Consider the following 21,642-nt stretch of genomic DNA (forward strand, 5'->3'; position numbering starts at 1 on the left):
GGACCGGCGGCCGACCTGGACAGCGAGGCGCGGCGCGCCCGCTTCGGTCCCCGCGAGGCGCCGACCACCGCGCTGCTGACCGACCAGTACGAGCTGACGATGCTGCGCTCGGCCCTCCAGGCGGGCACGGCGGAGCGGCACTCGGTCTTCGAGCTCTTCGGGCGCCGGCTGCCCGACGGTCGCCGCTACGGCGTCGTCGCAGGCGTGGGCCGGGCGCTCCGCGCACTGCGGCAGTTCCGCTTCGACGAGGAGTCGCTGACCTTCCTGACCGAGGGCGGGATCGTGGACGCCCGGACGGCCGACTACCTGGACGGGTTCCGCTTCGGCGGGCAGATCTGGGGCTACCCCGAGGGCGAGATCTACTTCCCGGGCTCGCCGCTGATGGTCGTCGAGGGCACGTTCGCGGAGTGCTGCGTGCTCGAGACGCTGCTGCTCAGCATCTACAACCACGACTCCGCGATCGCGTCGGCCGCCTCCCGGATGACCCTGGCGGCCGACGGCCGGCCGTGCGTCGAGATGGGCTCGCGCCGTACGCACGAGCTGGCGGCCGTGGCCGCCGCGCGCGCGGCGTACGTGGCGGGCTTCGACGCCACGTCCAACCTCGAGGCGGGCCGGCGCTACGGCGTCCCCACCACCGGCACCGCCGCGCACTCCTTCACCCTGCTGCACCACGACGAGCGGGAGGCCTTCACGGCCCAGCTCGCCGCCCTGGGCGAGAGCACCACGCTGCTGGTGGACACGTACGACGTCGAGAAGGCCGTCCGGACCGGCGTCGAGCTGACCGGCGGGCGCCTCGGCGCGGTCCGGCTCGACTCCGGCGACCTGGCGGCGCTGGCCGTGCGGGTCCGGGAGCTCCTGGACTCGCTGGGCGCGACGGGCACCCGCATCGTGGTGACCAGCGACCTCGACGAGAACGCCATCGCCGCGCTGTCCGGGGCCCCGGTCAACAGCTACGGCGTCGGCACCGCGCTGGTCACCGGCAGCGGCCACCCGACCAGCGGCTTCGTCTACAAGCTCGTCGCCCGGGCCGACTCCGACGAGCCGGGCGCTCCGCTGGTCGCCGTGGCGAAGAAGAGCCAGGACAAGGTGTCGGTCGGCGGGCGCAAGTGGGCGCTGCGGCGGCTAGACGCGGACGGCGTCGCCGAGGCCGAGGTGATCGGCGTGGGCGAGACGCCGGTCGACGACGGCAACGACCGCCCGCTGCTCGTCCCCCTGGTCCGCGACGGCGAGATCGTCGGCGAGGAGCCGCTCGAGGCCGCCCGGCGGCGGCACGCGGCCGCCCGGGCCGAGCTGCCGCTCGAGGCACGCAAGCTCTCCAAGGGCGAGCCCGTCATCCCGACGCTCTACACCGGCGCCACCGCGCCGACCACCAACCCGTACGCCTCGCAGGGAGCGTCCTCGTGAGCACCTCCTCGAGCACCGGCCCGGGCGGCACCGGCGGCCGCACCGCTCTGGTCGTCGTCGACGTCCAGCGGGACTTCTGCGAGGGCGGCTCCCTCGCCGTCGCCGGCGGGCTGGCCGTCGCGGCCGCGGTGAAGGAGCTGCTGAGCACCGACCACCGCTACGCAGCGGTCGTCGCCACCCGGGACCACCACATCGACCCGGGCGCCCACTTCTCCGCCACCCCCGACTACGTCGACTCGTGGCCGCCGCACTGCGTGGCCGGGACGCCGGGCGCCGACCTGACGGACCCGCTGGACGCCGCCGACTTCGACGCCGTCTTCGACAAGGGCGAGTACGCCGCGGCCTACTCGGGCTTCGAGGGCGTCGACGCCGAGGGCACCGGGCTGGCCGCGTGGCTGCGGGCGCACGACATCGACCGGGTCGACGTCTGCGGCATCGCCACGGACTACTGCGTCCGCGCCACCGCGCTCGACGCCGCCCGCGAGGGGCTCTCCCCCACGGTGCTCGCGGGGCTGACCGCGGCGGTCGCGCCCGAGCGGCTCGAGGACACGTACGCCGCCTGGCGCGCCGGCGGCGTCGTCACCACGGAGGGCTGAACCTCGCGCCCCGTGCTGAGCGTCCCCCACGACGAGGGCCGGGCCGCGTTCCTCGACGCGCTCGACGGCTTCGTCGGCGCCGTGCGACCGCTGGACGACCGGGCCCTGCTCGCGGCGAGCCGGTGCTGGGGCTGGTGCGTCGTCGACGTCGTCACCCACGTGCGGCTCGGGCTGGAGGAGGTCGCCTCCTGCCTGCTCACCGCCGGGACCGACCTCCAGGCGCCGGACCGGGACGCGGCCACCTACTGGGAGACGCAGCCGGCCGGCGGCGACGAGCTCGCCGGGATCCTCGCGCTGCGCCGGGTCGCCTCGGCCACCCACGCGCCGACGGGCGCCCTGCCTCCCCTGCGGACCGTCGCCGACGCCCTGACGACGCGGGTGGCGTCGCTGGAGGACGGCGCGCTCGGGTTCCAGGGGTGGGTGCTCACCACGGGCGACCTCCTCGCGACCTGGGCGGTCGAGCTCGCGGTCCACCAGCTCGACCTCGGCCGCGACCTCGAGGTGGCGCGCCCACCCGCCCGGGCCCTCGCCGTCGGCCGCCGCACGGTCGAGGCGCTGCTCGGCTGCCCCGTCCCCGTAGAGGACGACGAGGACGCTCTCCTGCTCGCCACCGGCCGACGGGCGCCTACCCTCGGCGAACGCGACCGTCTCGGCCCGTACGCCGAACGGCTCCCCGCCCTGTGACCCACGAGAGGCCCTGATGGTCCAGCTCGACCCCAAGAGACGCGAGGAGCTCGGCCAGACCGCGAGGCTCTGGCTGCTGGGGCTGCCCTGCGCGGCCGCCGGCTCGTACGTCGTGTGGCGCACGGACAGCGTGCCCGCCGGCATCCTCGCCTTCCTCGTCGCGCTCGTCGTGCTCGGACCGGTCCTGTGGATCTACGAGCGGCGGCGCCGGCACCGCTGACCGGCGTCCGTAGGGTGCGGGCATGGACGTGTTCCGCGCGCTGCTGCACGACGCCCCCGACCCCGGCTCGTCTCCCGACCCAACCGCCCACCGGGCCCTGCTCGACCGGGCCGACGGCTGGACCGTCGGGCCGCTGGTCGTCCCCGACGAGCGGCTCGCGGGCCTGGGCACGGCGGGCGACCTCGGGGTCACGCTGAGCGTGCTGATCGGTGGCGGCGCCGGCGGACTCACCGCCCTCGCCCGCCGCGCCGAAACCCTGCCGCTGGTGTCCGCGGAGACGGTGCTGCGCGACCTGGACGACCTGGCCGGGAACGCCGGCCGCGTCGCGGCCGCGGCGACCGGGCTCGGCGACGGGGTCGAGGTCTACGTCGGCGTGCCCGCCGCCCGCGGTGCGGTCGAGGCCGTGGAGGTCGTCGAGGCGGCCGGGCTGCTGGGCCGGGTCTCGCTTGCGGAGGCCCGCGGCGGGACCGGCGCCGGCGCGCAGCTGTCCGTGCTGGTGGAGGCCGACCTGCCGTTCAAGGCGACCGGGCTGGGCGCCGACCCCTTCGGCGCGTACGGCCTGGTCGCGCTGCTGATGGCCGTCGAGGCGCTCGTCGACGGCGCCGACCCTCGCGACGCCGACGCCCTGCTCGGCGGGGTCGACGAGCAGCGCGCGACGAACGCCCTCGCGGCCTGGGACGCCGCCACGTCGGCCCGCGTCCGCCGCCGGCTGCACGGCGTGGATTGCGCGGACGTGGCGGGGACGCTCGAGCGGCTGGGCGCCGCGGGGCTCCTCGGCGGTTGACGAACGCCGACCACGTCGTGGCCCTTCGACAAGCTCAGGGGACGTCCTGGCTAGCGGAGCCGAACCACCTGGGTGCGGGCGGCGAGGTCGTGCAGGGTCTGCCGCCTGGGGTGCCACAGCGGGATGAGCACGTCGGCGACGGTGAGGATCCGCAGGCTCAGCGCGCCGGGCAGGACCCAGATCAGGACCCGGATCAGCACCGTCGACCACGGGAGCCGACCGGTGGCGCGGCCCTCGTCCTGGGGCACCACGCGCAGCCCGCAGGCCATCATCCCGAGCGTCGCTCCGCGGACCCGCAGGAACGGCAGGTGGTAGGCCATCCCGATCGCGAAGGTCACCAGGATCACGAGGAGCTGGTCACCGCCGGACATCATCGCGGCGAAGTTCGGCGTGGCCGGCGGCGGCGCACCGGTCCGGGCGGCGCTCATCGCGGTGCCCCAGAAGGTGCGCACGGCGGCGAAGAGCTCGCGGTAGAAGGGCAGCGTCGCGACGAGCGAGACGGTGCCCACGACCAGGGAGTCGACCAGGCCGGCCAGCGCCCGCCACCACCAGCCCGCGAGCGGCACGCCGTCGGCGGTCGCCGAGGCCTGGCGGGAGACGCCGGGGACGGGCGCGCTCGCGTACGGGAGCGCGGGACCCGGGCCGTAGGCGTACGCGGACGGTTGCCCGGCCGGGGCTCCGGGGCCCTGGCGGTAGGCCGCCGGCACCTCGGACTCGCGGGTGTTGCGGGACCACTGCCAGCCGTCCCAGTAGCGCTCGCGGTTCACGTCGAGCGGGTCGGGGTACCAGCCGCCCGGCGCCGCGTGGCGACCCGGAGGAGCCGGGGGCGACCCGACCGGGATGTCAGACATGTCGATCATCCTAGTTTCCCGGTCCTGTGGGACCGATTCCAACCAGGTGGGCACGGCCCCCGCCCGAATCAGGCCCGGTACCGATCCGATAACAAAGACTCGGGCAACACGCGCAGACGTCTGGTCATCTCAGGCGCGTTCATATATACCTAGTCCTCAGCAAGGGCAGCCGGCGACGGCCTGCGGAGCGACGTGTACTGATCAGCGTCAGATCAGGGCGGGACGACGGGTCGGCGGCGAGCGCCGCGCACCTCGTGACCGGCCTCGACGGACGTGGCAGGCGCCGGCACCCGGAGGTCCTCAGAGGCTGCCGACCCGCGTCGGAGCAGGCACTCGTCTCGTCTCCGGGCGGTCCCGTCCGTAGTCAGAGAGGTTTTCCCAGATGCGCTTGACGTCCAAGCTGGTGGCCGCCGTCGGCCTGTCCACCGTGCTGGCCGCGACCGCCGCGTGCAGCGGCGCCGGTGGTGCCGGTGGTGTCGGAGGAGGCGGTGGTGGTGCGAGCGACAACTCCATCAACGTCCTCATGGTCAACAACCCGCAGATGCTCGCCCTGCAGAAGCACATCGGCGAGTTCACCAAGGAGTCCGGGATCACGGTGAACTTCACCGTCAAGCCCGAGAACGACATGCGCAACCAGGCGTCGCAGGAGTTCGCGAACCAGTCCGGCCAGTTCGACGTCGCGACCCTCTCGAACTTCGAGGTCCCGTTCTACTCCAAGAACGGCTGGCTCACCGCGCTCGACGACATCCCGGCGTACAAGGCCGACACCTCGTTCAACCAGGCCGACATCTTCCCGTCGATGACGAAGTCGCTGACCGGCCCGGACGGCAAGCTCTACGGCGAGCCCTTCTACGGCGAGTCGTCCTTCCTGATGTACCGCAAGGACATCGCCGACAAGGTGGGCGTCAAGTTCAACGAGACCCCGACCTGGGACGAGGTCGCCGCGGCGGCCGCGAAGATGGACGGCGCCGAGTCGGGCATGAAGGGCATCTGCCTTCGCGGCCTGCCCGGCTGGGGCGAGGTCTTCGCCCCGCTCACCACCGTGGTCAACACCTTCGGCGGCACCTGGTTCGACAAGGACTGGAACGCCCAGGTCAACGCGCAGCCGTTCAAGGACGCGACGACCTTCTACACCGACCTGGTGAAGGCCCACGGCGAGGCGGGCGCGGCGCAGGCCGGCTTCGCCGAGTGCCTGACGGCGACCACCCAGAGCAAGGTCGCGATGTGGTACGACGCGACCTCCGCCGCGGGCTCGCTCGAGGCGCCCGACTCTCCGGTCAAGGGCAAGATGGCCTACGTCCAGGCCCCGGTCAAGGAGACCAAGGCCTCCGGCTGGCTGTACGCCTGGTCCTGGATGATCGAGAAGAAGAGCACCAAGGCCGACAACGCCTGGAAGTTCATCTCCTGGGCGTCCTCGCAGAAGTACGAGGAGCTCGTGGGTGCGCAGGACGGCTGGGCGACCGTGCCGGCCGGCAAGCGTGAGTCGACCTACAAGAACGCCGACTACATCAAGGCCGCCGAGGCGTTCGCCGAGCCGACCCGCAAGGCGATCGAGTCCGCCGACCCGACGAACCCCGGCGTGCAGCCGCGGCCGACGATCGGCATCCAGTTCGTCGACATCCCCGAGTTCACCGACTTCGCCACCAAGATCAGCCAGGACGTGTCCTCGGTGATCGCGGGCAAGAAGACCGTGGACGAGGCGCTCGACAACGGCCAGAAGCTCGCGCAGGCCGCGGGCGACAAGTACAAGGGCAAGTAACCCCCACGAGGTCGGGTCGTGCCGCGCTGGTCTGACCAGCGCGGCGCGGCCCGGCCTCGACCCACTTCCGGACGTCGACACCCGGGCCCGCGGGGCCCACCACCCTGAACCACACGCGAGGAGCAGCGCATGGCCACCGCCACCGCCGCACCGCCCAGCCAGGCGGAGCGGGCCACGAAGAAGAGCAAGCCACCGCAGCGGAGCTTCGGCGAGCGCTGGGGCGACAAGAAGGGCTGGGCGCGCCGCGTCCCCCTGCTGCCGGCCCTCGTCTTCATCGTGATCATGACCCAGCTGCCGTTCGTGGCGACGATCCTCGTGTCGTTCACGAACTGGAACGCGAACTACCCCGACGAGATCAAGTTCGGCACCCTGCAGAACTTCATCACCGTCTTCACCGACTCGGGCCTGCGCCAGAGCGTGCTCTTCACCATCCTGCTGACCGTCACGGTCGTGCTGGTCTCGCTCGCCTTCGGGCTGGGCATCGCGCTGCTGCTGAACCGCAACTTCATCGGCCGCGGGGCCGTCCGCACGATGATGATCGCGCCGTTCCTCGTGGTGCCCGTCGCCGCGGCGCTGCTGTGGAAGCACGCCATGTACAACCCGGAGTACGGCCTCTTCAACGGCCTGCTCACCCAGGTCTTCGGCGCGAACGCCCCGCAGCCGGACTGGATCACCGACTTCCCCCGCCTCGCGATCATGGGCGAGCTGATCTGGCAGTGGACGCCGTTCATGACGCTGATCCTGCTGGCCGGGCTGCAATCGCGCCCCGGCGACGTGATGGAGGCCGCGCAGGTCGACGGCGCCAACACCTGGCAGACCTTCGTCAACATGACCATGCCCCACATGCGGCGCTACCTGGAGCTGGCCGGCCTGCTCGGGACGATCTACATCATCCAGCAGTTCGACTCGGTCTTCACCCTGACCGCCGGCGCGTACGGGACGGCCAACCTGCCGTACACGATCTACCAGACGCTCTACAACGCCCAGGACTACGGCCTGGCCTCGGCCCAGGGCGTGATCGTCGTGATCGGCACGATCATCGTCGCGACCTTCGCCCTGCGCACCGTGTCTAGCCTGTTCGAGGAAGGGAACTGACGATGACGACCGCACTCGCCGCCACACCGTCCAAGACCGCCGCAGCGAAGCGGGCCTCGAACGCCCGTGTCCGCCGCCGGGGCAACCGGGGCGCCAACGTCTTCCTCGGCCTGCTCGCCTGGGTCATCGGGATCATCTTCGTGTTCCCGGTCGTCTACATGCTGCTGACCAGCCTGCACTCGGAGTTCAACGCGGCCACGAACCCGCCGAGCTTCTTCGCGCCGCTCACCCTCGACGGCTACCGCGAGTTCTTCGGGGCCTCCTCCGGCGCCAGCCCGTGGCCGCCGCTGATCAACTCCGCGACCGCCTCGATCGTCTCGACGATCGTCGTGATCGTGCTCGCGATCCCCGCCGCGTACGCGCTGTCGGTGAAGCCGGTCGAGAAGTGGACCGACGTGATGTTCTTCTTCCTGTCGACCAAGTTCCTGCCGGCCGTCGCGGGCCTGCTGCCGCTCTACATCATCGCGAAGACGATCGGCCTGCTGGACAACATCAACTTCATCGTCATCCTCTACACGGCGATGAACCTGCCGATCGCGGTGTGGATGCTGCGCTCGTTCCTGGCCGACATCCCGGTCGAGCTCTTCGAGGCCGCGGCCATCGACGGCGCCGGCCTGGTCCGCACGCTGCGCAGCATCATCGTGCCGATCATCTCCCCCGGGATCGCCGCCACCGCGCTGATCTGCTTCATCTTCAGCTGGAACGAGCTGCTCCTCGCGAACACCCTCACGAGCATCGTCGCCCAGACGGCGCCGGTGTTCCTGACGAGCTTCGTGACCTCGCAGGGCCTCTTCCTGGCCAAGGTCTGCGCGGCCGCGACCGCCGTGTCGCTGCCCGTGCTGATCGCCGGCTTCGCCGCCCAGGACAAGCTGGTGCAGGGCCTGTCGCTGGGGGCGGTCAAGTGACCCCCGTGAAGCTCGACGCCACCACCGTCGGCTCGCTCGACGTCCCGGTTCCCGCCTACGACCGCAGCCAGGTCACGACGGGCGTCGTGCACTTCGGCGTGGGCGGCTTCCACCGCGCCCACCAGGCGATGTACCTCGACCGGCTGATGAACGAGGGCAAGGCCCTGGACTTCGGCATCTGCGGTGTCGGCGTCATGCCGTTCGACCTGAAGATGCGCGACGCGCTGGTGTCGCAGAACTGCCTCTACACGCTCGTGCTCAAGGCGCCCGACGGCACCTGGACCCCGCGCGTGATCGGCTCGATCGTGGAGTACCTCTACGCCCCCGACGACCCGGAGGCGGTGATCGAGAAGATGGCCGACCCGGCCACCAGGATCGTCTCGCTGACCGTGACCGAGGGCGGCTACAACTTCTCGCCGGTGACGGGACAGTTCGACGCCACCAACCCGCGGGTCGTCGCCGACCTGCAGCCGGGTGCGGCCCCGCAGACCGTGTTCGGCCTGGTCGTGGAGGCGCTCGTGCGCCGCCGGGACCGCGGCGTCAAGCCGTTCACGATCATGTCCTGCGACAACATCCAGGGCAACGGTCACATCGCGGCCGAGGTCTTCACCGCGTACGCCCGCCTCAAGGGCGAGGCCTCCGGCGACCAGGGGCTGGCGGGCTGGATCACCGAGAACGTCTCCTTCCCGAACTCGATGGTCGACCGGATCACCCCCGTCACCACCGACGAGGACCGGGCGCAGGTCGCCGAGCGCTTCGGCATCACCGACGCCTGGCCGGTCGTCTGCGAGCCCTTCACGCAGTGGGTGCTCGAGGAGAACTTCCCCGACGGCCGCCCGCCGTACGAAGAGGTCGGCGTCGAGGTCGTGCCCGACGTCGAGCCGTACGAGCTGATGAAGCTGCGCCTGCTCAACGCCAGCCACCAGGCGCTCTGCTACTTCGGCTACCTCGCCGGCTACCGCCTCGTGCACGAGGTGTGCCAGGACCCGCTGTTCGCGACGTTCCTGCTCGACTACATGAACAGCGAGGCCACGCCGACGCTGCAGCCGGTGCCCGGCATCGACCTCGACGTCTACAAGCCCCAGCTGATCGAACGGTTCAGCAACGCCGGGGTGCGCGACACGGTCGCGCGGCTGTGCGCGGAGAGCTCGGACCGCATCCCCAAGTGGCTCGTGCCCGTCATCAAGGAGAACGTCGCCGCGGGCCGCGACGTCACCTGCTCCGCCGCCATCGTGGCCAGCTGGGCGCGCTACGACGAGGCGGTCGACGAGCAGGGCGAGCCGATCGAGATCGTCGACCAGCTGGCCGACGAGCTGAAGAAGATCGCCGCGACCCAGCACGACGACCCGCTGGCGTTCGTCAAGAACACCGACCTGTTCGGCGACCTGGCCGAGCAGGAGGCGTTCACGAAGCCCTACCTGGCGACGCTGGCCTCGCTGCACGAGCGCGGCTCCCGCGCGACGCTCGAGGAGATCGTCGCCGGCACCCGCTAGACCCTCGGGGCGCGCCGGGAGCGCGACCCCGCGGCACCACGACCGAGCCCGTCGGAGGACACCCTCCGGCGGGCTCGGCTGCGTCGGGGCTACGAGCGCCGGTGGACGGCCCAGCTGCGGATGGTGGCGATGCGCCGCTCGAGATCGTCCGCGGAGGCCACGGCGGTGGGCGGGCCGCCGCAGGCGGTCCGCAGGTCGGCGTGGATGACGCCGTGCGGGCTGGACGTGCGGTGGTGCCACGCGGCCACGAGGCCGTTCAGCTCCCGACGCAGCTCCTTGAGCCGCTCCCCCGTCGTCGGGTCCGACGCGACCGTCGCCCGACCGGTGCTGCGGGACTGGGAGTCCTGGTGGCGGCGCAGCAGGTCCTTCACCTGGTCGGGCTCGAGCAGCCCGGGCAGCCCCAGGTAGTCCTGCTCCTCGGCGCTCCCGGTCTGCGCCGTCATGCCGAACTCACCGCCGTCGAAGACGACGCGGTCGAAGTCGGCCTCGCTGGCCAGCGCCGCGAACCCGCCGCCCTCGGGCCGCTCGTCCTCCGACAGCTCACGCTCGGCCTCGGCCAGCAGGCTGTCGTCGAGGCCGTCGTCGTCCTTGCCCGCGGGCGCGCGGAGCACGTGGTCGCGCTCGCGCTCCATCTCGGCGGCGTGCAGCAGCAGGTGCGGCACACTCGGCACGAAGACCGACGCGGTCTCCCCGCGCTTGCGGGCGCGCACGAAGCGCCCCACGGCCTGCGCGAAGAAGAGCGGTGTCGAGATCGACGTGGCGTAGACGCCGACGGAGAGCCGGGGCACGTCGACGCCCTCGGAGACCATCCGGACCGCGACCATCCACCGCTCGTCGGACTCGGCGAAGGCCTGGATGCGCTTGCTCGAGCCCGGCTCGTCCGACAGCACGAGCACCGGCTTGCTGCCGCTGATCGCGTGCAGCAGCTCGGCGTACGCGCGGGCGACGGTCTGGTCCGTGGCGATGACCAGCCCGCCGGCGTCGGGGACGTGCGCCCGCACCTCGGTCAGGCGGGTGTCGGCCGCCTGCAGGACGGCGGGCATCCAGGAGCCGTGCGGGTCGAGCGCGGTCCGCAGCGCCTGGCCGGCGAGGTCGCGGGTCATCGGCCCGCCGAGCCGGGCGCTGACCTCGTCCCCGGCGCTGGTGCGCCAGTGCAGGTCGCCGGAGTAGGCCATGAACAGCACCGGCCGGACGATGCCGTCCGTCAGGGCGGCGGCGTAGCCGTACGCGTAGTCCGCGCGGGAGCGCAGACCGCCCGCGGCGTCGGCCTCGTAGCGCACGAACGGGATCGGGTTCGTGTCGGAGCGGAACGGCGTGCCGGTCAGCATCAGGCGCCGGGTGGCGGGCTCGAACGCCTCGCGCACCGCCTCGCCCCAGCTCAGCGCGTCGCCGGCGTGGTGCACCTCGTCGAGGATCACCAGGGTCTTGAAGCCCTCGACGCGGACGCGCAGGGCGAGCGGGTTGGCCGCCACCGCCGCGTACGTGAGGGCGATCCCGACGAAGTCGCGGGACGCCTTGCCCTGCCGGACGCCGTACTCGGGGTCGATGGCGAGGTGGATCCGCTCGGCGGCCTGCGCCCACTGCACCTTGAGGTGCTCGGTCGGCGCGACCACGACGACGCGGTCGACGCGGCGGCGGGCGAGCAGGTTGGCGGCGACGGTCAGCGCGAAGGACGTCTTGCCGGCGCCGGGCGTGGCGACGGTGAGGAAGTCGCGCGGCTCGTCGGCGAAGTACTGCTCGAGCGCGGCCGTCTGCCACGCGCGGAGCGCTCCGGCGGTCCCCCACGCCGCCCGGCCGGGAAAGGCTGGGGGTAGCCCCGTCGGGGCGAGCTCGGGCTGGGACATCCGGGGAAGTTTAGACGGCCGCGGTCAGTCGACGGGGTCGCTGACCGGGCCGACGCGCAGCGACGCCAGCATGGCCAGGACGGCGACGACGCTCATGCTCAGCAGCACGGCGCCGAAGGTGACGGCCAGGTTCCCGCCCGGGTGCAGGGCGCCGAAGATCGTCCCGGCGAGCCCCACGAACACGCTCGAGCCGAGCGCGTCCCCGAGGTTCAGCGAGGAGCCGTTGCGGCCCTGCGCGTCGACGGGCGACAGCGTGATGGTGGCCAGGGAGGTGCTCGCGGTCGCGAACCCCATGCCCAGGCCGGCGAACACCCACGACAGGGCGATCAGCGCGTACGGCAGGGTCGGGAAGAGGGCGATGACGCCGGCGAGCGCGAGCCCGATGGCGACGTTCAGGCAGCCGATGGTGATGAGCTGGTCCCGGCGCAGCGGCAGCCGCCGGTTGGCCTGCAGGAACGACCCGGTCGTCCAGCCGACCGCGCCGACGGTGAGCGTGCCGCCGGCGAGCAGCAGCGGGACGTTCCGCTGCTCGACGAGCATCAGGGGCAGGAAGGCCTCGCCGCCGAAGTAGGCCCCGGGCAGCAGCGCCCGGGCCAGGATCACGCTCGGCAGGCCCCGGCCGAGCCGCAGGAAGCCGGGCGGCATCAGCCGCGGGAGCCCCAGGAGCAGCAGCGCCACGGCGAGCACGGCGAGGGCCAGGCCCCACCAGTCCAGCCGCTGCCCGGCGACCTGCAGGAGCGCGGCGGCGACGGCCGTGGCGAACGCGGCCCAGACCGGGGCGGGCCGCAGGCCGGAGGCGTCCTCCTCCGACACCTCGGGCATCGGGATCCGCATCATGACGCGCACGGTCGGCAGCACCATCGCGCCGCCGACCACGGCGAGCGGGATGACGGTGAAGAACACCCAGTGCCAGGAGAGGTGCGACGTGAGCCAGGCGGAGACGGGCGGCCCGACGAAGGACGGCAGGACCCACGCCGTCGAGATGTAGGTGAAGACCCGTGGCCGCTGGGCCGGGCGGTAGGCCTTGGCCACCGTCACGAACATCGCGGTGTTGAGCACGCCGCCGCCGAGCCCCTGGACGAACCTCCCGGCCACGAGCTGGACCATCGTCTCCGCGGTGCCGGCGACGACCAGGCCGACCACGAAGACGCCGAGCCCGAAGAGCAGGGGGCGGGACGGACCGATGCGGTCGCAGACCCGGCCGGCGAGGACGGTCGCGAGGAGCATGCCGATGACGAAGAGCGAGAACGCCCAGGCGTAGTACGCGATGCCGTTCAGGTCTCGCGCGGCGACGGGCATCGCCGTGGCGACGGCGATCGACTCGAAGGCGATCGACACCGTCATGGTGCAGATGCCGATGGTCAGCGCCCGCTGGGAGAGCGGGAGCGGCGACCCCTGGTCCGTCGGGATCGTCTCGTTCCTGCTCACTCGCCCCAGTCCACCACCCGGAGCCGCCTCGACGCGAACCGGTTCACGCCGGGCGCGCGTACGGACCCGGTCGGAAGCCCTCGACGCTCCGACGCGTCGGAGGGGTAGCGGCTTGGGCGGAGATCTCTAGAATGGCCGGCGTGAGTCAGCAGACAGCACCCGGCGCCGAGACGATCGTCGACGAGCGGACCGAGACCCGCGAGTTCCGCGTGGAGGAGGGCGACCACGAGCGGTTCGCCCACTACGTGCCCAAGGAGAAGCTGACCGAGGCGATGGTGATGGGCACGCCCGTCGTCGCGCTCTGCGGCAAGGTGTGGATCCCCAGCCGGGACCCCGAGCGCTTCCCGGTCTGCCCGGAGTGCAAGGAGATCTGGGAGGGCCTCAAGCCCGGGAAGCCCGACAAGGGCAAGGGCAAGGGGCCGGGGTTCGGCGGAGGTGCCGGGGGCAAGGATTGAGCGCTCTCGCTCTCCCGGCCAAGGAACTCCTCTGCCGGGTGCGACGGCCGCCGGTCCGGCTTCACCGAGGTCGGCAGCCGCTCGTGCCCAGCTGACACCTCATCTGCAGCGCGAAGCGGTTCCCTGCCGGATGTCGTGCCACTCGAGCTGTCAGCATCCTGCTTCCTGCCCAGGACCCGTTCCTCGTCCTCGTAAGAACGACCGTCGTGCGGAGCACGCAGAACGACCGTCGCGCGGAGCACGCGGCCACCGTCGCCGTGGTTGGCTGACGTCATGGGCAGCCACTCAGGTACTCCGGAGCCAGGCCGAGATCGCGTCCCCGTAGCTGACGTTCTCCCGGGCTTGGAACTGCATCCCCTGGAGCAGAACGAGACTGCGATCGAGGCCTTCGTGCTGATCAAGCTGCTCGACGCTGAGGGTCACGCAAGCTGGTCGTACCGCACCACGAACGCGCTCAACCGTGAGGAGTTGTTGGGCGCGCTCGTCGTTCAGGTTGCCGTCCTCAAGAAGGAACTCCGTGACGAGTGGGACGACGACGAGGACTAAGCTCCACGCCCGCAACCGCGTCGGGGGAGCACGCAACCCAACCCTCGTGCGGAGCACACCAACCCGACCGTCGTGCGGAGCACGCAAGCCGACCCTCGTGCGGAGCATGCGAGCCGACCCTCGTGCGGAGCATGCAAGGCGCGCCGTAGCCCATCGGCAAGGGGAGGCGGCGAGTATCGCGAGCTAGTTAATAAAGCCGAAGGCGCCGAAGCGCCTTCTCCACAGAATTGCTACCAGGACACTCAGCAGAGGTAGCGCGACGGAAAAAGTCACCTCGAACGTGCTACGAGCCGTTACGGCGGCTATCCCGGCGGTGATGATGCACCCTGCGCAGAAAAGTGCACGGATAACCCACGTGACTGGCGGCCTACTCAGAAGGCCCCTCCCAGTACCAGATGAGGGACCAATCAGCACGGCCATCACACCAAGACACCAACCGGCCATCGCTGGCAACCACCAGTGGTCCGCTGCCGCTCCGACTGCTGATCCCACAGTCGCAGCAACTACGCCGAACAGCCAAAACCACCACGGCTCGGCACGTCTCTGTTCAGCCACAGACATAATCGTCTCTGCCCCATCCGCATCGAGGAAGCAGTGATGCAGTGCGGGTAGATGAAGACCTGTTGAACAATCACCGCGTTCTGCCAACCCGGCGGGGCGACCCGTCGTGACCGTCGTCCGGAGCACGCAACCCGACCGTCGTGCGGAGCACGCAAGCCGACAGTCGTGCGAAGACGGAAGCAGTCCTCGCGCGGCGCGCGGGTGAGCAGCCCTACGTCGAGGCGGCGCTCCGTTGGCTGCGGTCGAAGCCGACGAGCGGTGCCGCAACCGCGGCGACGACTCCAGCTGCGACCGCCGCTGGCACGGCGATCGACAGGTTCGTCGTCCCAGCGAGCATGAGCAGGCAGGCAGCCGCAGCGCTGACAGCAGCACCGAGTCGAGCAACCCACGGCTGGCCAGGCACGCGAGTGGTGATAGCCCACCAGACGACAACGGCTGCGACAGAGGTCAGCGCACCGACCACGAGCGCACCTCCGAGGAACACGGGTATCAGCTCCCAGTCCTCGGAGTCGGTGATCGCCATCGCCATGAGCGCCTGCCCGAGACTGCCGCCGTCGAGTAGCGCGCGAACAAACAGCGGCGCAAACACGCACAGGATCCCGACAACCGCTCCGGCCACTAGACCGACGATGGCCGCCGAGCCCATCACCTGGTCAGGGTTCCTTCGCCGGTGCAGCATCTGACTACTCACGGCCGGAGTCTGACAGGGGAACGCGACCGCCACCCCGGGTTCGCCACGCTTCTTGCACTGAACACAAGCCGACCGTCGTGCGGAGCACGCAAGCCGACCCTCGTGCGGACCAAGCAACCCGACCCTCGTGCGGAGCAAGCAACCCGACGGGTCGACGACGGAGTTCCGACCCCGACCAGACGGTTGTGCCAGCCTCAGGGTTGCGCGCCTAGTCCCCAGGTCACCAGCGCTCCGGCCCCTACTGATACGACGAGCACCCCGCCAGGACCGTTCAACTGCCACGCCTCATACTGATCGCTGGACGGAACGGAGAGTCGGCTGCCCTCCGCGAAGGTGAGCTCAAGACGACCGTCGTCGAACGCGAGGCCGCCCATCACCGTGGCTCGTCCGAGTCGGAGCACAGGCGCGAGCAACTCGTGATCGCCCTCAGGATCCATCAGCAGATCCTCGTCGCCGGCCCGGTGCAAGACGAAGGCCTGCTCGACGCGTACGTCCAGGCCCTCCTCGAAGAGGAACGTCAGTCCGTAGTCGAAGCGAAGTTGTGTCACGAGCTGGCCCTCGATGGGAAGGATCCAGTGGTCGCCACCCCTTCTCCACACGCCTCCATCCGAAGAATTAGACCTCGCCGCCACACACTCATGATGCCGAAGCGACAGGCTTGCAAGATCAGCCGTCGCGTCGCCCTAGGGCGGCCCTCGTGCGGAGCACGCAAGCCGACCGTCGTGCGAAGCACGCCCAGCAGGCCGACCTCTCGTCGAGCAATCCGACCCGGTTGTACCGGCGGCTGTCGGGCCTGCCCCCCGGCATGATGATTGGGTGACGCTACGCGTGGTGCCCGTGGGAGACGTGCAATGGCACCCCAACGACTCTCGCGGACTGCTGACTTCTCGAGCGGACGGCCCTGTTGAACTGAGCCTGGCTCCACACTTCGACGATCTGGACCGGCGCTCGATTCGTCTGATCTGGCGGACTGCAGTCGCAAGCAAATTCTCCGCCATCAACGACGAGGGCTTGTGGGCCCACCCGCTCTACACGTTTGGGCTGGATCGGCTGCTCTGGTTGGGCGTGGTTGATGGTTCGGACTGGCAGGTAGGCGAAGGGCTCGATAGTGGAAGGCGGTTACGGCACTTCATAGCGCCGCTCAAAGAGTGCGTCATCGAGGTACTGGCCGAAGACGTCGAGGTGCTGCGCGGCGGTTCGTTCGGGGACGCCGAGTAGAGCCAGCCACCAGACTCGTTCGCGCATTGCTGGCGCGGCGGTCAACTGTCCGCAAGTCGTCCGTCCTACGGAGCACGCGTCCCGGTCGTCGTGCCGGGCGCACGTAAATTGACCCTCGTCGCCGTAGGATTCGGGAACGCAGGTCGGCCGTGTCGGTACTACAGCGCAGACAGGTGACCGGTACTGCGCTCGCCGAGGCACAGGCCTTCAGGAGAAGGTGGCGCATGGCCCTACCCCCGGACAGCTACGTCGACTCGATGCCCTGTGACCCCGACTTACTGGTCGAGTTGGGGCGCGTTGGGTGGGCGGCTGCGCGGCTACACGCCAGCGTCCGAGACAGCATCAATAGACATCAGGGCGCGGCGTCAGATCAACCTTTTGAGATGACGCTTGGCCAGGCGGTCAGCAGCCTTGAGCAGTCCGCACGAGGCGCGGGCCGAGCTGATCAGGTGGCCTGGGCTGAGGAAGCCGGGCGGCCTGCAGTGAAGATGCGCAATGCTGTCGTTCACGCAGTCACGTTCACGGCTCAGGACGGCCGGCAAGCGCTTGGGACCGTCGACCGCTTGCCTCCTACACGGTTCCATGTCGAGGATCTCCGCCGGGTCGCCCTCCACCTCATTCACGCGAGCATGACCTTGCCCGCCTGACGCTGCTAGACCCTCGTGCGAAGCACGCAAGCCGACCGTCGTGCGGAGCAGGCCGAGCGACCGTCGTGCGGAGCACGCCCTATGGTCGGGTCGTGGACGTCCTGGATGAGTTGCCGCCTGCCTCGCGCAGCGAGCTGATCCTGATGCTCCGGACCACTCTGCAGGTCACGTCTCAGTCGGCAGAGAACATCCTTCGATCCTCTGAGCCGTTTTGGAACGCCCTTGAGGATGCCGGTGGCCCTGTGGACTCGTGGGGCGGCGGCGAGTTCTGCACGCTCTTCGAGCAAATCTGCGCCCTCCTAAGTCCGCAGCGCTGAGATCTGAAGTGGCGACGTTCGATCGGCTCTCTTCAGTCGCTCCTGAGTTAGCCGCGGCGTTGCGTGGTGCCAACGACGAAGCGGCCCGCCGCACGGCGTTCGCGTACGCAAGACGGGCCGTCGAGTCGAGCCGCCTCGACTCGTGGGTGAGGGCGATGCTGGCAGGGCTCGAAAGCGGGGCGCCCCCGTCTTCTCTCGAGATCGACCGACTCAGCAAGCTGGTCGATTCCCTCGATGAAGTTGCCTGGGACATCAACGAGCGATCGGATGGTGCCGGCGGTGAGACATACCTACGAGCCTTTTCTGATGCCCGTGCGGCAGCCGCTGTCCTCGCCGCCGCCGCCTTGGATGCCAGGGGGGACGTCGTAGAAGTCGCATACGAGGCATGGGCAGCAGGGGTGTCTCTGGAGGACCTCGTCGAGCTCCAGCCACGCTAGGGGCATCAGACGCGTCTCTTGAGTAGGGCAGAACCGACGTTCGCAAGCCGTCCCTGCAGCGGAACTGCGCACGCGCTACACGACGAGCACGGCTAAACGCGGAGCCAGATTCTCGCAAGACCCGCCCGCGAAAATGCCCGGTCACCGGGGTTGCTACGAAGACGTAGAGCCGATCAGGAGGGCGCCTCACCGCCCGGCGTCTAGGACCCCTTCCGATGATGGCTCTCGCACCTTCCGCCCTCGCCGCTGACGCTGCGTGCTCGGCACGAGGGTCAGCGTGGCGCTTCGGGTCCCAGCGCGAACCAGCAGGGGTAGGACCGTGTTCCGCCACCGAGTTCCTCGACGAACAAGAGCCGCTTGTCCTCATCCAGCCAGTAGCGCTGCCCGGGGTGAACGAGCACGGGCTGATCGAGGACCCATAAGGAGCCAGCATTCGCGAGTCGAACCTCGGTGACGAGCAGCAGCTGTTCGGCGACGGCCGGTTCGTCCATGCCGTGCTCCACTCGGTTCGTCGTGCTACCTGCGGTTGTGCCAGGTGAAGCATCTCCCCCGGCGGGCCATCCCGGCCGATCTCGGTCGCCAGTCGCGGTTGGCCCACGCGTTCCGGCCGACGGTCAACTTCTGCTCTACGTCACGCAGATAGATCGGGACCCGTCTTCAAATCGTATTGCGATATGAGCATGGGTACGGGCGAGACGATCGGCGGGGTCCCCGTCACCGAGGAGCAGATCGCTTCCTGGGCTGCGGAGGCCGACGCTGGCTTCGACGTCCAGGAGCTGAAGAGGCGCGGACGAGGCAGGCCCGGTCGAGGGGCTGAGCCGTCGCAGGTCGTAGCTGTGCGGCTCACGGCGGCAGAGCTCGCTGCAGTCGATGCTCGAGCGGCTCGTGAGGACAAGTCGCGCTCGGAGATCATCCGCGAAGCTCTCGCCCTGTCCGCCACGTGAAGGTGCACGACTCAGCGCTCAAGCACGGAGTGCAAGCACATGACGCCGTGCAGGCCGCGACGTGGTCGCTCTGGGTCGAGGACCTCGACGAGGACAGCCCTGCACGACAGCTCCGCCTCGGGTTCGACACCGCCGGGCGTCTGCTCTAAACGGTGGTGCTCGTCTTCGACAGCGGCAACGAGCTCGTGATCCACGCGATGAAGGCCCGCCCGCAGATGTGGGACCTCCTGCCGTGACGCAGCCGATCTGAGGGAGCCGCACTCGACTCGCGCCCAGGGTGCTGGTGCCCTCAGCAGCTCTGGGCGAAGACCGACCTGGCCAGGGAGGCGCTGCGGGCGGGTTCGACGGCGCAGTTGACCTGGCCGGTCGCGGGGTCGCCCTCCGCAGTGAAGACCCACGTCTGCTCCTGCCCAGCGCACTGGACGACGGCCTGGGTCGTCACGAGGCTCGAGGCGTTGTAGACCGCGTACGTCCCCGGTGAGCTGAACGGGCGCTTGGTCGGGTCGATGCTCTCGTCGGGCGACGCCGGACGCTCGAGGAGCACGCGGTGCTTCTGGCCGACGAGCAGGTTCGCGACCTGCTGGACCGTGCCGGCGTCGGTGATGGTCCCGCCGCCCGGTGCGGTGAGCACGGGCACCGTGAAGTCGGTCTGCTGCCGGGTCCCGGGCGTGAGGTTGCGGCCATCGGAGACGATCGTGGCCACGTCGGTGGTGCGGAGCGGGCCGACGCTGGTCCGCCCGAGGCCGGTCACGGTGACGGTCGCGCAGGTGACCTGGACGGCACCGCCGCTCGGACCGGGTGTGCCGGGCGAGGCGGTGCCGGGGCTCGCGGTGCCCGGAGAGGCGGTTCCGGGGGACGCCGTGGCGGGCGAGGCCGAGCCGCTTGGCGAGGGGCTGGCCGAGGAGGTGCTCTCGACGGTGGCGCTCGGGGTGGGCTCGTCGGTGGCCAGAGGGTTCGCGCTGCCGGGCGACGAACAGGCGGCCAGCAGCAGCGCTCCGAGGGCGGCGGGCAGGAGCCCGGCGCGGCGTACGGTCGCACGCCCGCGTGTCATGGTGCGCACTCTAGGGTGTGGCCCCATGACCATGGACCCGGGTGCGGGCGTCCCGCCGCTCAGACGGCTCGTGCTGCTACGGCACGCGAAGTCGTCGCGCGAGCTGGACCTGCCCGACGTCGAGCGGCCGCTGTCGGGACGGGGCCGGCGCGACGCCGCCGCGGCCGGGCACCGGCTCGCCGCGCTCGTCGGCCGACCGGACCTGGTGATCTGCTCGACCGCGGTGCGGACGCGGCAGACCTGGGCCCAGGCGTGCGAGGCCGAGCCCGAGGTGCTCGGGACGGCTCCGGTCCGCTTCGAGGCCGCGGTCTACGAGGCCTGGTCCGACACCCTGCTCGACCTGCTCCGCGAGCTGCCGGCCGCGGTCGGCACCGTGGTCCTCGTCGGCCACGGACCCGGCGTGCCCGACCTCGCCGAGCGGCTGAACCGCACGTCGGGCGACGGCCCGCTCGGCAAGTTCCGCACCAGCGCGATCGCCTCCTTCGCCGTGGTCAGCGGCTGGGACGAGCTCGGCCCGGGCAGCGCCGTGCTCACGGCGTTCGAGGTCCCCCGCGGTTGAACCTCAGGCCCGGCGCAGCAGGAAGAAGAACGGTTCCGAGACGCCGCGGGCGTCCATCACCGCGAGCAGGGTGTCGGGGTCGACCCGGCGGAAATGGTCGAGCACGGGCAGCGCGTCGTAGACCATCGCGGCCGTGACGACGCCGCGGTGCTCGACCATCCGCAGCCGCGCTTTGGGCCTCATCGTCCGCCGCAGCCGGCGGAGCCGTCGGGCCACCAGGGCGAGCGGCCTCTGGTGCAGCAGCCCGCTCGACCGGACCAGCAGGGCCAGCGGGATCCCGTCCGGGTCGACGCCGAACCGGCCGCGCGCGTCCTCGAACACCAGCGGGTGCGCCTCCTCGGGTGAGTCGAAGCGCTTGCCCCACCAGCCGTAGCGCTCGAGGAGACCGTCCAGCGGGTGCCCGGTCCGCACCTCGTAACCGCGCCACGCGCCGGCCAGGTCCTCGACCGCGACGGCCGGGAGCGCGTCGAAGAGGGCGAGCGCGGTCGCGCGGTCGGCGTGGCGCCGCAGGGCCTCCAGGCGCTCGTGCGCACCGGGCAGGTCGTCGATCATCGCTGCTCCTCGTCGCCGCGTCCGGACCGCGGCTCACCGGAGGTCTACCCCACCACCCGGAAGCGCAGCATCGTCACGGAACCGGCGGACGTGGAGCCGAGGGGCTCGAGGTCGATCCGGCCGAGCCCGGGGGTCGAGAACCGGACGCCGTCGCCCAGCAGCACCGGCAGCACGTAGACCAGCACCTCGTCGACGAGCCCGGCGCGCAGGCACTGGCTCGCGAGGTCGGCGCCGAGGACCTCTAGGTCCCGGCCCGTCGTGGCGGCCAGACCCGTCGCGACGGCCTCGGCCAGGTCCCCCGTCAGGAACGTGACCCCCGGACGCGGCTCCTCGGGCGGTCGGTGGGTCAGCACCAGCTGCGGACCACCGTCGTAGCCGGTGTCCTCGGGGGCCATCCGGCGGGCGACCTCGTACGTCGTCCGGCCGACGAACATCGCGCCCGTGGCCGCCACGACCTCGGGGAAGAGGTCGTCGCGCAGGTGCTCGAAGATCCATCCCATCTCGTGGCGAGGTCCCGCCACGAAGCCGTCCAGCGACATCGCCCGGTTCACCACGACCTTGCCCACGCCCGCCTCGGAACCCCTCACCTCCCGTACGACCC

The 21,642-nt window shown here is 70.9% G+C and carries 26 protein-coding genes; 16 read left to right on the forward strand and 10 right to left on the reverse strand.

Features of this window, described 5'->3' with window-relative positions; genetic code table 11:
• Window positions 1–15: 15 nt before the first annotated feature.
• The 5 genes from ABD665_RS14120 to ABD665_RS14140 are packed head-to-tail and all read left to right on the forward strand — an operon-like array spanning window position 16 to window position 3,688.
• Window positions 16–1,404: a nicotinate phosphoribosyltransferase gene (locus ABD665_RS14120; RefSeq protein ID WP_344742581.1), complete on the forward strand. Its 1,389-nt coding sequence runs from the start codon at window positions 16–18 to the stop codon at window positions 1,402–1,404.
• A complete protein-coding gene (locus ABD665_RS14125) occupies window positions 1,401–2,000 on the forward strand; it encodes an isochorismatase family protein (protein ID WP_204913283.1) in 600 nt (199 codons plus the stop codon). Before ABD665_RS14120 ends, ABD665_RS14125 begins: the two co-directional genes overlap by 4 nt.
• Window positions 2,001–2,012: 12 nt before the next feature.
• The gene (locus tag ABD665_RS14130; protein ID WP_204913284.1) at window positions 2,013–2,684 is read left to right on the forward strand and encodes a maleylpyruvate isomerase N-terminal domain-containing protein; all 672 of its coding nucleotides are present in this window, start codon (window positions 2,013–2,015) and stop codon (window positions 2,682–2,684) included.
• 16 nt (window positions 2,685–2,700) lie between these two features.
• On the forward strand, window positions 2,701–2,904 hold the full coding sequence (locus tag ABD665_RS14135; protein WP_204913285.1) for a hypothetical protein: 204 nt from the start codon (window positions 2,701–2,703) through the stop codon (window positions 2,902–2,904).
• A 22-nt stretch (window positions 2,905–2,926) separates the two neighbouring features.
• Entirely contained in the window at window positions 2,927–3,688 is a 762-nt protein-coding gene (locus ABD665_RS14140) for a hypothetical protein (RefSeq protein WP_204913286.1), read from the forward strand.
• A 50-nt stretch (window positions 3,689–3,738) separates the two neighbouring features.
• On the opposite strand, the gene ABD665_RS14145 is transcribed toward ABD665_RS14140, so the two are convergent.
• On the reverse strand, window positions 3,739–4,539 hold the full coding sequence (locus ABD665_RS14145; protein ID WP_204913287.1) for an RDD family protein: 801 nt from the start codon (window positions 4,537–4,539) through the stop codon (window positions 3,739–3,741).
• 382 nt (window positions 4,540–4,921) lie between these two features.
• Here ABD665_RS14145 and ABD665_RS14150 point away from each other — a divergent pair, with 382 nt between their 5' ends.
• The 4 genes from ABD665_RS14150 to ABD665_RS14165 all read left to right on the forward strand — a co-directional run bounded on the left by ABD665_RS14150 (window position 4,922) and on the right by ABD665_RS14165 (window position 9,791).
• Window positions 4,922–6,298: an extracellular solute-binding protein gene (locus ABD665_RS14150; protein ID WP_204913288.1), complete on the forward strand. Its 1,377-nt coding sequence runs from the start codon at window positions 4,922–4,924 to the stop codon at window positions 6,296–6,298.
• A 129-nt stretch (window positions 6,299–6,427) separates the two neighbouring features.
• The gene (locus ABD665_RS14155; RefSeq protein WP_204913289.1) at window positions 6,428–7,393 is read left to right on the forward strand and encodes an ABC transporter permease subunit; all 966 of its coding nucleotides are present in this window, start codon (window positions 6,428–6,430) and stop codon (window positions 7,391–7,393) included.
• 2 nt (window positions 7,394–7,395) lie between these two features.
• Window positions 7,396–8,298: an ABC transporter permease subunit gene (locus tag ABD665_RS14160; protein ID WP_204913290.1), complete on the forward strand. Its 903-nt coding sequence runs from the start codon at window positions 7,396–7,398 to the stop codon at window positions 8,296–8,298.
• A complete protein-coding gene (locus ABD665_RS14165; RefSeq protein WP_344742464.1) occupies window positions 8,295–9,791 on the forward strand; it encodes a mannitol dehydrogenase family protein in 1,497 nt (498 codons plus the stop codon). Before ABD665_RS14160 ends, ABD665_RS14165 begins: the two co-directional genes overlap by 4 nt.
• A gap of 89 nt (window positions 9,792–9,880) precedes the next feature.
• Here ABD665_RS14165 and ABD665_RS14170 read toward each other — a convergent pair whose 3' ends face one another.
• Together ABD665_RS14170 and ABD665_RS14175 are read right to left on the reverse strand one after the other, a co-directional pair.
• A complete protein-coding gene (locus ABD665_RS14170; RefSeq protein ID WP_204913291.1) occupies window positions 9,881–11,635 on the reverse strand; it encodes a DEAD/DEAH box helicase family protein in 1,755 nt (584 codons plus the stop codon).
• A 24-nt stretch (window positions 11,636–11,659) separates the two neighbouring features.
• On the reverse strand, window positions 11,660–13,063 hold the full coding sequence (locus ABD665_RS14175) for an MFS transporter (RefSeq protein WP_204913292.1): 1,404 nt from the start codon (window positions 13,061–13,063) through the stop codon (window positions 11,660–11,662).
• Between the two features lie 140 nt (window positions 13,064–13,203).
• Between ABD665_RS14175 and ABD665_RS14180 the strand changes: the two genes are divergently transcribed.
• Window positions 13,204–13,518: a DUF3039 domain-containing protein gene (locus ABD665_RS14180; RefSeq protein ID WP_344742466.1), complete on the forward strand. Its 315-nt coding sequence runs from the start codon at window positions 13,204–13,206 to the stop codon at window positions 13,516–13,518.
• Between the two features lie 342 nt (window positions 13,519–13,860).
• Complete coding sequence (locus ABD665_RS14185) at window positions 13,861–14,064, forward strand: hypothetical protein (RefSeq protein WP_204913294.1); 204 nt, start codon at window positions 13,861–13,863, stop codon at window positions 14,062–14,064.
• A 772-nt stretch (window positions 14,065–14,836) separates the two neighbouring features.
• On the opposite strand, the gene ABD665_RS14190 is transcribed toward ABD665_RS14185, so the two are convergent.
• Together ABD665_RS14190 and ABD665_RS14195 are read right to left on the reverse strand one after the other, a co-directional pair.
• A complete protein-coding gene (locus ABD665_RS14190) occupies window positions 14,837–15,316 on the reverse strand; it encodes a hypothetical protein (RefSeq protein WP_204913295.1) in 480 nt (159 codons plus the stop codon).
• Between the two features lie 194 nt (window positions 15,317–15,510).
• Window positions 15,511–15,948, reverse strand: a complete 438-nt coding sequence (locus ABD665_RS14195; protein WP_344742467.1) for a DUF6188 family protein — start codon at window positions 15,946–15,948, stop codon at window positions 15,511–15,513.
• Window positions 15,949–16,132: 184 nt separating this feature from the next.
• Between ABD665_RS14195 and ABD665_RS14200 the strand changes: the two genes are divergently transcribed.
• A complete protein-coding gene (locus ABD665_RS14200; RefSeq protein WP_204913297.1) occupies window positions 16,133–16,534 on the forward strand; it encodes a hypothetical protein in 402 nt (133 codons plus the stop codon).
• Window positions 16,535–16,899: 365 nt separating this feature from the next.
• Here ABD665_RS14200 and ABD665_RS14205 read toward each other — a convergent pair whose 3' ends face one another.
• Window positions 16,900–17,157: a hypothetical protein gene (locus tag ABD665_RS14205; protein ID WP_204913298.1), complete on the reverse strand. Its 258-nt coding sequence runs from the start codon at window positions 17,155–17,157 to the stop codon at window positions 16,900–16,902.
• Window positions 17,158–17,273: 116 nt separating this feature from the next.
• Here ABD665_RS14205 and ABD665_RS14210 point away from each other — a divergent pair, with 116 nt between their 5' ends.
• Both ABD665_RS14210 and ABD665_RS14215 read left to right on the forward strand, forming a co-directional pair.
• The gene (locus tag ABD665_RS14210; protein WP_204913299.1) at window positions 17,274–17,498 is read left to right on the forward strand and encodes a hypothetical protein; all 225 of its coding nucleotides are present in this window, start codon (window positions 17,274–17,276) and stop codon (window positions 17,496–17,498) included.
• Window positions 17,499–17,506: 8 nt separating this feature from the next.
• A complete protein-coding gene (locus tag ABD665_RS14215) occupies window positions 17,507–17,935 on the forward strand; it encodes a hypothetical protein (protein ID WP_204913300.1) in 429 nt (142 codons plus the stop codon).
• A 272-nt stretch (window positions 17,936–18,207) separates the two neighbouring features.
• Here ABD665_RS14215 and ABD665_RS14220 read toward each other — a convergent pair whose 3' ends face one another.
• Window positions 18,208–18,426 (reverse strand): hypothetical protein, encoded by a 219-nt coding sequence (locus tag ABD665_RS14220; protein ID WP_204913301.1) that lies wholly within the window; start codon window positions 18,424–18,426, stop codon window positions 18,208–18,210.
• Between the two features lie 189 nt (window positions 18,427–18,615).
• On the opposite strand from ABD665_RS14220, the gene ABD665_RS14225 reads away from it, so the two are divergent.
• Window positions 18,616–18,879: a ribbon-helix-helix protein, CopG family gene (locus ABD665_RS14225; RefSeq protein WP_204913302.1), complete on the forward strand. Its 264-nt coding sequence runs from the start codon at window positions 18,616–18,618 to the stop codon at window positions 18,877–18,879.
• 289 nt (window positions 18,880–19,168) lie between these two features.
• Here ABD665_RS14225 and ABD665_RS14230 read toward each other — a convergent pair whose 3' ends face one another.
• Window positions 19,169–19,930, reverse strand: coding sequence for a hypothetical protein (locus ABD665_RS14230; RefSeq protein WP_204913303.1), 762 nt, complete (start codon window positions 19,928–19,930; stop codon window positions 19,169–19,171).
• Between the two features lie 25 nt (window positions 19,931–19,955).
• Here ABD665_RS14230 and ABD665_RS14235 point away from each other — a divergent pair, with 25 nt between their 5' ends.
• Complete coding sequence (locus ABD665_RS14235) at window positions 19,956–20,489, forward strand: histidine phosphatase family protein (protein WP_204913304.1); 534 nt, start codon at window positions 19,956–19,958, stop codon at window positions 20,487–20,489.
• Window positions 20,490–20,492: 3 nt separating this feature from the next.
• On the opposite strand, the gene ABD665_RS14240 is transcribed toward ABD665_RS14235, so the two are convergent.
• Together ABD665_RS14240 and ABD665_RS14245 are read right to left on the reverse strand one after the other, a co-directional pair.
• The gene (locus tag ABD665_RS14240) at window positions 20,493–21,041 is read right to left on the reverse strand and encodes a DUF4334 domain-containing protein (RefSeq protein WP_204913305.1); all 549 of its coding nucleotides are present in this window, start codon (window positions 21,039–21,041) and stop codon (window positions 20,493–20,495) included.
• 44 nt (window positions 21,042–21,085) lie between these two features.
• On the reverse strand, window positions 21,086–21,628 hold the full coding sequence (locus tag ABD665_RS14245) for a dihydrofolate reductase family protein (protein WP_204913306.1): 543 nt from the start codon (window positions 21,626–21,628) through the stop codon (window positions 21,086–21,088).
• Between the last annotated feature and the right edge of the window lie 14 nt (window positions 21,629–21,642).

Origin of the sequence: Microlunatus spumicola (genome assembly GCF_039536445.1) — a bacterium.
Taxonomy (GTDB): Bacteria; Actinomycetota; Actinomycetes; order Propionibacteriales; family Propionibacteriaceae; genus Microlunatus; species Microlunatus spumicola.